Raw genomic sequence first — 12,296 nt, forward strand, 5'->3', positions numbered from 1 at the left:
CAACGTATTGCAATCCACTGCTTCGCACCGCACTCTCACGCACCGAAGTGTGTGAACGCCGCCCATCGCACCGGTTGTTGGGTGTCCTCGGCCCGCAACTCACGTACGGCGTCGTGCAGGGCGTACGCCGTCGACCCGGGGTCGAAGCTGCCTCCGCCCGTGAGATCTCCGTACAGCCGGGTGCACAGGCGGGCCGCCGTGTCTGCGCCGACCGGCCACAACGTGCCGATGACGTGCCGCCAGCCCGCGTACTGCAGGGCGCTCGCCATGGTGATCGCCTCGTCGGGAACCGTGACGCCGCCCATGGCCGTACGACAGGCCGAGAGGAACGCGAACTCGCCCTGCCCGAAACGGTCGGCGTGCAGATCGGCGATGCTCAGGAGCCCGTCGGACAGCATGATCCCGCCGCGCGAGGGGTGAGCCAGATCCTGGCCGCCGTGGCAGCTCAGGTGTGTCCAGGGGTGGCCGCGCAGCGCCTCGCGCACGGCTTGCCGGGTCGCCGCCGTGCCGCGCAGCTCCGTCACGGCGGGGAACAGCCGCCGCAGCGCCGCCAGTTCGCCGTCCACCTGGGGCAGGAGTTCCAGGCCCGCGGTGTCCGGCATGCCGACGGCGAGCAGCCGGGCCGGCAGGTCGGCGGGGGAGGGGGCGGCCCGGCTCTCGATCAGCGCGCGCAGCGTCGGGGTGTACGACGACACCACCCGGTCGATCACGGCGTCACCCGTCGTTTGCGGCTCCGGTCCGAACACGTCTGCCGCACGGGCTGCGGCGTGCAGCGGCAGCAGGGCCAGCGGCCCGGTCGGGCACCACCACAGCCGGGGCCACGCCTTGCCGGGGGCAGGCGGAGCGGTGTGGCCGAGCGCTGTCAGCACGGGCTCGGCGACGGCACGCCACAGCCAGTCGAGAGTGCTGGTCACCATGAGGTTCAGCGAGACCCGTGCGGTGGCGCTCGCCCGCTCTCTTTCGTACCGCTCCAGCGTGGTCACGTAGCGCACGACCCGCTCCACCGTGCCGACGAGGTCGAGGTCCGGCAGCCGGACGACCGTGGTGGCCGCCCCTGTAACCACCAGTGCGTCGGCACGCCAACGGCTGACGACTACCAGGACGACCGGCCCGTCGGCGGCGGCCTGCCGCAGCAGCGCCGCCGGCGCAGGCCGGCGGAAGTCCGCGAGGCCCGACAACTCCCTTGCTCGAGAGAGTAGTTCTTCCTGCTCGGCGGCCCACACCAGCCGCTCGTTGGCCGCCCGCGCCCACCAGCGCGCCTCACCGTCGGCCGCGGGTTCGTGGACGTCCTGCGGACCGCGCGAGGCGTCGAGCGAGGCCTCGACCTCGGCGAGCCGGTCCGCGATGTCCGGGACGGCGGCCCGCAACAGGTCCATGTCCCCCCGGGTGTCGAGGAGTTGGGACCACAGCACGCCCCGGCCCTGCTCCAGCAGCTCAAGGGCGCGTGTCGCATCGCCGGCGGCGATGGCGCAGCTCGCGGCCTCGGCGGCCAGACCGCTCCACCGCGCCAGCCGCTGCTCACGCACCTCGCGGTCCACCCCGGGTGAGGCGAGCGACGGCAGCAGCTCGATCGCCGCCGCGTAGCCGTCGAGCGCGGTTCGCCACTGCCCGCGCCCGGCCGCGACCCTGCCCCAGGACGCGGCCGCCTCGATCCGGGACGACTGCGGCGCGGACCGCTCACCGGCCACCTCCCGCAACAGCGCCAGCGCCTCCTTTGTGTGCTCGTCGCCGAGGTCGAGCAGGGTGGCGGCGAGGTTGTGGGTGGCGTGCGTGTGCACGGGGTCGTACGGAGCTGTGGCCTCGCGCGCTTGCCGGAACAGGGCGACAGCCTGCTCGCCGTCCGCGCGTTGCCGAGTGGCCCGGAAGCGGGCATGGGCGCTGTTGCCCCAGTTGTTGAGATGGCCGGCCCGCTGCGGCTGGTGCCGCCCGGTGCTCTCCACGGCCAGCCGGTGCGCATCCGCCGCCTCCGCCAGGTCCGCCGATTCGTCGCCACCGGACTCGCGAACCAGCGCGCTCAGCTCCTCCTGGATCTCCCGTGGCAGCCGGGGCCTGCGCTCGGAGTCCACGGGGACGGTGCCGAAGCTGACCGGAATGGGATCGGGGCCGCCTTCGTGCCGGTACAGGAGGACGTTCCCCAGGTTGGTCGCGTACGTCGCCCGCATCCGATGCTCCGGCGCCGTCAGGCGCAACGCCTCGCGGTGCGCGTCCACGGCCGCGTCGAGATGGAGACGTCGCCCGGTCGCGTCCGCGAGAGCGCGGAGCGTGATTCCGTGGAGGTTGAAGCTCTCCGGACGGGTTCGGCCCCGCTCACGCTCCACCCGCATCGCGCTCTCGATCACGGCCACCGCGTCGTCGAGGTCCTGGACGTCGCCACTGAGCCGGTAGCGGGCGTGCAGCACTCTGCTCAGTCCCGCCAGCGCCACCGGCCTGTTGACGTGTCTGGGCCCGGCCGTCTTCACGGCACCGGTCATCGATGCGACGGCCTCGCGCAGGAGCTCGGGTCGTCGCGTGGCTTCGAACTGCGCGAGCAGAGCGTTGCCGAGATTCGACCGGTACGTCGTGGTAGCCGGGTCCGTGTCGGGCGCCGCCGCCACGACAGCCCGAGCATGCGCCACCGCATCATTCACATCGCCCACGTCACCCGTGAGGGCGAAGCGCGTCATGAGCGCGGCGACCAGGCCGCACTCGCAGGCGAGCCGCAGCTCGGACGACGAGGCGCCGCGCAGCGCCTGGGTGCTCAGCTGGACCGCCTCCGTCACGTCCACCGGGTCTCCCGCCTCCTCGGCACGGACCGCCAGCGCTCCGCTCAGGTTGTTGAGCAGGTTGGCGAGTGTGTCGCCGGGCGGGGCCGCGCGCAGGGCGGCGCGGGCCGTCGTCACCGCCCGCTCCAGGTCGGCGCCGTCGCGGCGACGCTCGAACAGCATCCGCAGTGCCAGCGAGAGATTGCCCATGTCCCCGGGCCAGAAGCGGTGCTCGGGCGGGTACGCCGTGGTGGTCGCGGTGAACAGGTCCACGACCCGGTCGAGTTCGGCCGGGTCGTCGATGATCCGCAGCCGGGTGAGCAGCCTGATGGCGCGCCGGCCCCATTGCTCGGGCCCGAGGAACTGGTGGTTGACGGTCGGACCGCCGGAGAGCAGGCGCATCACCTCGTCAGGCACCACTCCATGGTCCACGTTGCCGATCCGGGAGTAGAGGAGCAGCGACGCGTACAACTCGTCAGGCCCGTCGGACGGGCTCTGAGCCAGGCACCGTGCCCAGTGCAGGCGCGCCAGTGCGTGCATTGCCTCGAAGGACGTGCCTTGCGGTGACATCGCCGCGCGCCACAGGGGCGCGGCCGCCGGCAGCACGCCGAGGCCCAGCACCGCGTCACCGTCCTGGTGCCGCTCGAATCGCTCGGCCAGCGCGGTCACGGCTCGCACGGCTGCGGCAAGTTCCTGATCCGGCACGGCATCACCCCCAACCCGCGGTTGCCGCTTACCCGTTGACCGATACGGTAATCGAGCCGAGAAGTCGCATGCCGACGAAACCGACCCAGGAGGTGCGTGTTGACGCCGACCCCGGACGACCGGGCCGCAGCCGCCTGGCTGTGCGCCGCCCTGCCGGAGCTCCAGGACGCGGCGGCCGACGACGACCACGCGCTCGACCGGCTCGACCGTGCCGTCGCCGCCGTCAGGAACGGCCGCCCGGCGGCGGAAGTGAGCCGGCTCCTGGGATACGAGCCGGCACCGGACCCCGACAAGTCGGTCGGGCGCCCGGCGGACGGCCACCCCGAAAGCCTGGACGTCTTCGGGCTCGACGCCGTCACCGTGCGCGGCACCTACCGCTGTCCGGGCGGCCGGTGCGGGCGCCGCGCCGGCGCGGGCGAGGACGGCCGCGAGCCGCGCTGCGTCATCGACGAAGCACCAATGGTCTTCAGGTCGCTGTGAACAGCCTGCTCACGGAGGTCGGCCGCAAGCTCGCCGACCGCTGGCTCAGCGCGCTGGTGCTGCCCGGCGCGTTGTTCGTGGCCGCCGCGATGTGCGGCTGGTGGCTCGGCCATCCGCACGCGCTGGACACTGGGCGCCTGGAGGACGCGGTACGCAGGCTCGGGCAGCAGCTGGCGGCTCGGCCTGCGGCTGTGCTGCTTGCGGTGGCGGGGGCGCTGCTCGGTGCGACGGGTGCCGGACTGGCCGTACAGGGGGCTGCCGCGGGGGTACGACGGGCGTGGGTCTCCCGCCGTCCCGCCCGGTGGGTGGCCCGGCGGCGGCGCAGGGCCCAGGGCGCGCAGGCCCGACGCGGGCACACCCTGCCGGCGCGATACCTGCCCGCGCGTGCCACTGCCATCGGCGACCGCTTCCGCCTCGTCGACCAGCGCGTCGACGCGCAATACGGCCTGGCCGTGGCCCTCGCCTGGCCACGGCTGTGGCTGCTGCTCCCCGACACCGCGACCGCCGCGATCCGTGACGCCACCACCCGCTACCGGGCGGCCACGGAAGTCACCGCGTGGGGGATGCTCTACCTGCTGCTGGGTGCCTTCTGGTGGCCGTCCGTGCCAGTCGGCCTGGTCGCGGTGGCCATCGGGCAGGTGCGGGGCCGCTCGTCGGGGGCCGTGCTCGCCGACCTCGTGGAGGCGGCGGTGGACATCCATCAGCGGCCACTGGCGGAGACCCTCGGCATCGAACTGCCGCACGGACGGATCACCCCCGACGAGGGGGCACGGATCAACGACATCCTCAACAAGCGCGGGTGAGGAATGGAGGCTGCCCCTGTGCCAGGTCAGGCGCCTCTTTCCGTACTCCTGGAAGAGCGCGGGCTTCCGGGCCGAGCGCGACACCAGGGGGTTCTTCGTCCCGGGCAGACGATTTCTGCAGGCATATCCGCGCGAGTCCGCCATTTTGACTGAAGACCCGTCGGTGGGGCACCCATCGCCTGTCCGAGGCGCCTCATCGGCAGCCCTCAGAACAACCTCCAGGCTCGGTCCCGATCTGTTGTGCACCCCAATCGGCCAATCCCCAACTGACCGTAGGGTAAAGGAAGTTGCAACAGTCCAGGTGAGCCATGCCTCAGCGGAAAAGAATTCAGCCGTTTCCCTCCGGCCATGCCTTCCACTCGCGACCGACGGGGTCGAAAAAGACGGTTGCCGATCACTCACTCGCACCTTGACCGGTGAGTAACCGCGCCACTACCTTTCAATCCGCTTCGAACACACGCTTCATATCGGCGTTCCGCGGTGGGCTTTTCCCCGCAGGAAGCCGGTGAGCCGCCGTGTCTGTTTCTGTACAGAACCCCCCACCGTGCAGTCTCACCCTTGATTCGGAGAACGATGAACTCCGCTGTGCGTTCCGAAGAAATGATCATCGGTATTACTCCGTACGGTGAGCCCGATGCCGGGCTCACCGTGGCGGTCGGCCGGGCCGGCGGTCTCGGTGTGCTCGACCTCGGGGCCGGTGACCGGAGATCCCGCGAGGCCCTCGCTCAACTGCGGCGCACGGCTTCGGGCAGGTTCGGCGTCCGGGTCGACGCGCACTGCCGGCTCACCCCGGCCGACCTGGCTCCGGACGGTCCGCACACCGTGGTTCTCGCGGTCGCAGCGGCGGCCGGGGAAGCGGGCGCGGCCTGGACGATCGCCGCGCTCGCGGCGCGCTTCCGCGTCCTCGTCGAGGTCACCGACCTGGAGGGCGCACGGGATGCGTTACGCGCCGGGGCGCACGGCCTGATCGCTCGCGGCACCGAGTGCGGCGGCCGGATCGGCGAGTTGAGCACCTTCGTCCTGCTCCAGCGACTGCTCGCCGCGCCCGAGGTGACCCGGCCCGTGTGGGCGAGCGGCGGCATCGGCCCTCGAACGGCCGCCGCCGCGGTGGCCGGCGGAGCGGCCGGCGTCGTCCTCGACGGCCAACTCGCGCTGCTCGCGGAGTCGGCGCTGCCCGAACCGGTCGCCGCGGCGCTGCGCACCAGCGACGGCTCGGAAACCGTCGTCCAAGCCGGTCACCGTTTCCTGCTGCGGCGAGGCCCGGACGTCCCGCGCCTCGCGGAGGGCGCCGGACCGCAGGAGGCGGCGGCGCTTCTGGGCGGGCGGGACCCGCGTACCCAACTGCTCCCGGTGGGCCAGGACTGCTTCCTCGCCACCCTGTTCGCGGAGCGGTGGGGCGATGTGCGTCGAACGGTGCGCGCGCTGCGGGAAGCGGTGCTCGGTGCCGTCCGGGACGACACGGCAGCACGGGCGCTGCGGCCCGGATCGCCGATGAGCCTGGCGCTCGGCACCCGGCTTCCCGTCGCGCAGGGGCCGATGACAAGGGTGAGCGACGGACCCGCTTTCGCTGCGGCGGTGGCAGCCGACGGGGCACTGCCCTTCCTCGCCCTGGCACTGGCGGACGGCACGCGGACGCGGACGATGCTGGCCGAGACCCGGGACGCGGTGGCCGGCCGGCCCTGGGGCGTCGGAGTCCTCGGCTTCGCGCCGGAGGACGTGCGTACGGTCCAGCTGGAGGCCGTACGGGAGATGCGGCCGACCCACGCGATCATCGCCGGTGGGCGGCCGTCCCAGGCGCAGGCCCTGGAGCAGGACGGCATCCGGACGTTCCTGCACGTGCCCTCACCGGGGTTGTTGCGGCAGTTCCTCCAGGCCGGGGCGCGCCGGTTCGTGTTCGAGGGCTCGGAGTGCGGCGGGCATGTGGGGCCGCGCGGCAGTTTCGCGCTCTGGGAGGCCCAACTGGCCGTCCTGGAGGATTTCCTGGAGACTCACGAGGCCGCGGACCTCGAGGTCTTCTTCGCGGGCGGCGTGCACGACGAGCGGTCGGCGGCGATGGTCGCCGCTCTGGCCGCGCCGCTGACCGCGCGCGGCGCGGCCGTCGGTGTGCTGATGGGTACCGCGTATCTGTTCACCGAGGAGGCTGTTTCCCGCGGGGCGGTCCGGCCGCTCTTCCAGCAGCAGGTTCTGGAGGCCGAGCGCACCACGCTGCTGGAGTCGGCGCCGGGCCACGCGACGCGGTGCGTACCGAGCCCGTTCACCGCCGGCTACCGCGACCAGGAGGCTCGGCTGCGCGCCGAGGGCGTGGCGGACCGGCGGATCTGGGAGCAGTTGGAGAGGCTGAACGTCGGCCGGCTGCGCATCGCCAGCAAGGGCGTCGACCGATCCGCCGACGGCCGCCTCTCTCCGGTCGACGAGCGGCGCCAGCTCGCCGAGGGAATGTTCATGGCCGGCGAGGTGGCCGTGTTGCGCTCGGCGACCACGACCGTCGCGGCACTGCACGAGTCGGTGACCACGGGCGCCGCCGAGCATCTCGCCCTGCGGACGGCGCAGTCGGCCCCGGCGAACGAGGTGCGGGAGCCGGTCGCGCCCGCTCCGCTCGACGTCGCCGTGGTCGGCATGGCGTGCATGTTCCCGCAGGCGCCCGACCTGCCCTCCTTCTGGGCGAATGTGGTCGCCGGAGTGGACGCGGTGAGCGAGGTCCCGGCCGAGCGATGGGACCCGGCCGTCCATCATGGCGAGTCGACCCCCTCCAAGTGGGGCGGCTTCCTGCCCCGCATCCCCTTCGACCCGCTGCGCTACGGCATACCGCCGACGTCTCTCGGCAGCACGGAACCGGTGCAGCTGCTGTCCCTGGAGGCTGCCCGGCGCGCTCTGGACGACGCCGGATACGGCGACGGGGGGCGGGAGTTCGACCGCTCACGAACTTCCGTGGTGTTCGGCGCCGAGGCGGGCAGCGACCTGTCGAACGCGGCCACGCTCCGGGCGGTGCTGCCCTCGTACTACGGCCACATCCCCGCGGGTCTGGACGACCAGCTCCCGGGACTCACCGAGGACTCCTTCCCCGGCATGCTCGCCAACGTCATCTCGGGCAGGATCGCCAACCGGCTCGATCTCGGCGGCGCCAACTACACCGTCGACGCCGCCTGCGCCTCGTCGCTGGCCGCGGTGGACGTCGCCTGCAAGGAACTGGCCGGCGGCACCTCCGACGTGGTGTTGTGCGGCGGCGCCGACCTGCACAACGGAATCAACGACTATGTCCTGTTCTCCTCCGTGCACGCCCTGTCTCCCACCGGCCGCTCACGCGCCTTCGACGGCTCGGCGGACGGCATCGCGCTCGGCGAGGGCATCGCCTGCGTCGTCCTCAAGCGGCTCGCGGACGCCGAGCGGGACGGCGACCGGATCTACGGCGTCATCAAGGGCCTGGGCTCCTCCAGCGACGGCCGCTCACTCGGTCTGACCGCGCCCAGGCCCGAGGGCCAGCGCTCGGCTCTGGAGCGTGCCTATCGCAATGCCGGCGTCTCACCGGCAAACGTCGGTCTCGTCGAGGCGCACGGCACCGGGACGGTCGTCGGCGACCGCACCGAACTGCGCATTCTCAGCGAGGTGTTCACCGAGGCCGGGGCGGAACCGGGCGGCTGCGCCCTCGGTTCGGTGAAGTCGCAGATCGGCCACACCAAGTGCGCCGCCGGTCTCGCCGGAATGATCAAAACGCTGCTGGCGCTGTACACCGGAGTCCGGCCGCCCACCTTGCACGTCGAGAATCCCAACCCGGCGTGGGAGGCGGACAACAGCCCCTTCGCCTTCCACGCAGAGGCCCGGCCATGGGCGGCGCCCGCAGAGGAACGGATCGCCGGAGTGAGCGCGTTCGGCTTCGGCGGGACCAACTTCCACGTGGTGCTGGCCGCCCACGCCGGTGGCGTACCGCCCGTGCGGGGACTGGACGCCTGGCCGGCCGAACTGTTCGTGTTCCGCGGCCGGGACGAGGCCGCGGCCCGCCGGGCGATGGAGGAACTCCTCGCAGCCGCTCAGTCCGGGGGCCGGTCATGGCGGCTGCAGGACCTCGCGCTGAGCGCGGCCCGGCGGTCGGACGCGAGCGGGGGTCCGGCCCGGGTCGCCATCGTGGCGACAGACGTGGACGACCTGGTCGAGAAGGTGCGGCGGGCCCTGGCCGACCCCGTCGACCCCACCGCGCACGCTCCGGCACGCGGCATCCACCGGACCGCCGGTGCCGGCGAATCGGACGGTGCCAAGGTGGCATTTCTCTTCCCCGGCCAGGGCAGCCAGCGCACCGGCATGCTCGCCGACCTGTTCATCGCCTTCCCGGAGCTGCGCCCCTATCTGGAACTCGCCCGCGCCCATGCCGACACCCTGTATCCGCCCACCGCCTTCGACGACACCGAACGCGAGAGGCAGCGGGCCGCGCTCACCGACACCCGGGTGGCACAGCCCGCCCTCGGCGTCACGGGACTCGCCGCGCACGCCGTGCTCACCGCGGCCGGCGTGCAGCCGGACATGGCCGCCGGGCACAGCTACGGCGAGCTGGTGGCACTGTGCGCGGCCGGCGCATTGACCCCCGAGACGCTGCTGGAACTGAGCGCGGAGCGAGCGGCGGCGATCCTCCGGGCCGCGCAGTCCGCCCAGTCCGCCCAGGGCGACGCGGCGGGCGACCCCGGGACCATGGCCGCGGTCTCGGCCGGCGCCGAGGACGTGGCGCAGGCACTCAAGGCGGCGTCCGTGCCGGACAGTGTGGTCGTCGCCAACCGCAACTCGCCCGGCCAGACGGTGATCTCGGGACCGACGGACGCCGTCGACGAGGCCGTCCGGCTGCTGCGCGAGGCCGGCCACGGCGCCAAGCGCATCCCCGTCGCCTGCGCGTTCCACAGCCCGCTGGTCGCCGCCGCCACCGACCGGTTCGCCGAGGCGCTCGCGGCCCGGCCGGTGCACCCGCCCGAATTCCCTGTGTGGTCCAATCGCACGGCCACCCCGTACGCCGCCGACGGTGACGCGGTCCGGGCCGAACTCGCCGCCCAGATCGGTGCCCCGGTCGCCTTCGTCGAGCAGATCGAGGCGATGTACGAGGCCGGAGCCCGCATCTTCGTCGAAGCCGGCCCCGGCTCGGTCCTGACCCGGCTGGTCGGGCAGATCCTCGGCGACCGCCCGCACCGCACGGTGGCCTGCGAACCCCGGCCGGGCAGCGGCCTGCGCGGCTGGCTCGACGCCCTGGCCGAGCTCGCCGTCGCGGGGCTGCCGGTGCGCGCCGGGTGGCTGCTGCGGGGCCGGAACGCGGTGGACGCGGCACGTACCCCGGCGCCGAAGCTCCCCGGATGGACGGTCGACGGACAACTGGTCCGCACCGCCGACGGAGCCCTCCTCACCGGTGCGCTCGCACCGGCCCGACGAGTCACGGAGACCCTGGAGACGACTGTGACGACGAATTCCCCGCACAGCGCACCGTCCGACCAGGACACGCTCATCTCCGAATTCCTGCGCACCAGCCGCGAGATGATCGCCGCCCAACGGGACGTTCTGCTCACCTACCTCGGATCCGCCCCGGGCGCGCGGCCCGTCCCCTCCCCGGCGGCCCCGCAGGCGATCCAGGCCGTGCCGCAGCTTCCCCCGGCGCAGCCGTCGATGAAGGACCCGGGAGCGGGCACGCCGGCCACCGCCGTGGAGCCGGCAGCCGCGCAGCCCGCCGGTCCGACCGATGTCCAGCGGGTCGTTCTGGAAATCATCAGCGAGCGCACCGGCTACCCCGTCGACATGATCGAGCCCGGCCTCGACCTGGAGGCGGACCTCAGCATCGACTCCATCAAGCGGGCGGAGATCGCGGGCGAACTGGCCCGGCGCCTTGGTGCCGGGGCCGCCACCGACCTCGCCGCGCTGGACGACGACGCGCTGGAGGAGCTGGCGAAGGCGCGGACGGCCGCCGCGGTGACCGACTGGCTGACCGCGCGGATGGGCGGACCGGCCGAGCGGCCCGCCGCTCCGGCGGAGGCGGAGCCCGCTCCGGCGGTGGTGGAGCCCGCTCCGGCGGTGGTGGAGCCCGGACCGGACGCCGTCACCGCCGAACCCCCCGGACGGCACCTCCTGCGCCCGGTCCTCCTCGACGAGCGGGCCGACGCCGGCACCGACCCGTCGTCCCTTCTCACGGGCACCCGCTGGATCCTGCTCGGCGAAGCCCCCGAGGTCGCCGCCCGCCTGGCGTCCCACGGCGCCGAGGTCTCCGCACGGGCCAGGGACCACCTCCTGTCGGAGACCGACGGACCGGTGGACGGCGTGCTGTGGTCAGGGGCCCTCGCGCGCACCGATGAAATGCCCTTGCTGCCCGCCTCGTTCCCCGTGCTGAAGGCCGCCCTGGCACGCGCCCCGCGATGGCTGCTGGCCGTCCGGCCCGCCGGCGGTGAGGTGCCCGACCCCCGGACCGCGGGGCTGCGAGGTCTGTTCCGGACCGTGGCGCGCGAGTATCCGCAGATGGCGGCAAGGATCATCGAGATTTCCGATTCCTCGCCGTCCGCGCTCGCGGACGCCGTGGTCGCCGAGGCCGTCGCGTCGGACCGGACACCGGTCGTGCTGCGGACGGCGGCAGGCCGGCACGGGTTCGAACTGGTGGCGGCGCCGCTCGGCGTGCTCGGCAGCACGGGCGCCGGACCGGCCCGGGCGGGCACCCCGGAAGCCACCGCGCTCGGCCTGGACCAGGACTCCGTGGTGCTGCTGGCAGGAGGGGCACGAGGCATCACCGCACAGTTCGCCGCCGTGCTCGCCGGCGCCGCACGCTGCCGTCTGGAACTCCTCGGCCGCACCCCCGCCCCGGACGGTCCGGAGGCCGCGGACACCGCGTCCGCGCGTACCCCGGCCGAGCTGCGCGCCGCGCTCGCGGCCCGCGGCGGACTGAAGCCGGCCGAGATCAATCGCGCCGCCGAGCTGCTGCTCGCCCAGCGGGAGATCACAGCCACGCTGACCGAGATCACCGCCTCGGGCGGCCGGGCCCGCTACCGGTCGGTCGACTTCCGTGAGCCGGACGCGGTACGGCAGGCGGTGAAGGAGATCCATGCCGAGCACGGCCGGCTCGACGGCGTGGTGCACGCGGCCGGTGTGATCGAGGACCGGCTCATCGCAGAGAAGAGCACGGAGTCCTTCCGGCGTGTCTACGCCACCAAGGCGACGGGCGCCGACGCCCTGCTCACCGCATTGGAGGAACTGCCCGCACCGCCCGCGTTCACCGTGCTGTTCGGCTCGATATCGGCTGTCCTGGGCAATCGCGGCCAGGTGGACTACGCGGCCGCCAACGACGCGCTGGAGACCCTCGGCGCGGCGTTCGCCGCCCGCACCGGCCGGCGGGCGGTGACCGTGCACTGGGGCCCCTGGGCACCCTCGGCCGGTCACAGCGGCATGATCGGGGCCGAGCTGGCCCGGGAGTACGCCCGGCGCGGCATCCGGCTGATCGACCCGGAGGAGGGGACCGCGGCACTGCTGCGGGAGCTCGCCTGGGGCGAGGAGTCCGCCACCGCCGTCGTCTACACCGCCTCGGGCTGGTGACGGTCGTGGTGGCGCCGCCCCGGCACGGTCC

The 12,296-nt window shown here is 73.4% G+C and carries 4 protein-coding genes; 3 read left to right on the forward strand and 1 reads right to left on the reverse strand.

Features of this window, described 5'->3' with window-relative positions; translation table 11 throughout:
* Positions 1-35: 35 nt before the first annotated feature.
* Positions 36-3,446, reverse strand: coding sequence for a CHAT domain-containing protein (locus ACIRJP_RS22325; protein ID WP_404176814.1), 3,411 nt, complete (start codon positions 3,444-3,446; stop codon positions 36-38).
* A gap of 96 nt (positions 3,447-3,542) precedes the next feature.
* On the opposite strand from ACIRJP_RS22325, the gene ACIRJP_RS22330 reads away from it, so the two are divergent.
* The 3 genes from ACIRJP_RS22330 (at position 3,543) to ACIRJP_RS22340 (ending at position 12,265) form a co-directional block, all read left to right on the forward strand.
* A complete protein-coding gene (locus tag ACIRJP_RS22330) occupies positions 3,543-3,926 on the forward strand; it encodes a hypothetical protein (protein WP_404176817.1) in 384 nt (127 codons plus the stop codon).
* Positions 3,923-4,729: a hypothetical protein gene (locus ACIRJP_RS22335; RefSeq protein WP_404176820.1), complete on the forward strand. Its 807-nt coding sequence runs from the start codon at positions 3,923-3,925 to the stop codon at positions 4,727-4,729. The genes ACIRJP_RS22330 and ACIRJP_RS22335 overlap by 4 nt, the downstream gene beginning before the upstream one ends.
* A 573-nt stretch (positions 4,730-5,302) precedes the next feature.
* Positions 5,303-12,265, forward strand: coding sequence for an SDR family oxidoreductase (locus tag ACIRJP_RS22340; protein WP_404176823.1), 6,963 nt, complete (start codon positions 5,303-5,305; stop codon positions 12,263-12,265).
* Positions 12,266-12,296 lie beyond the last annotated feature (31 nt).

This window comes from Streptomyces sp. NPDC102437 (genome assembly GCF_044765565.1).
Classification (GTDB): domain Bacteria; phylum Actinomycetota; class Actinomycetes; order Streptomycetales; family Streptomycetaceae; genus Streptomyces.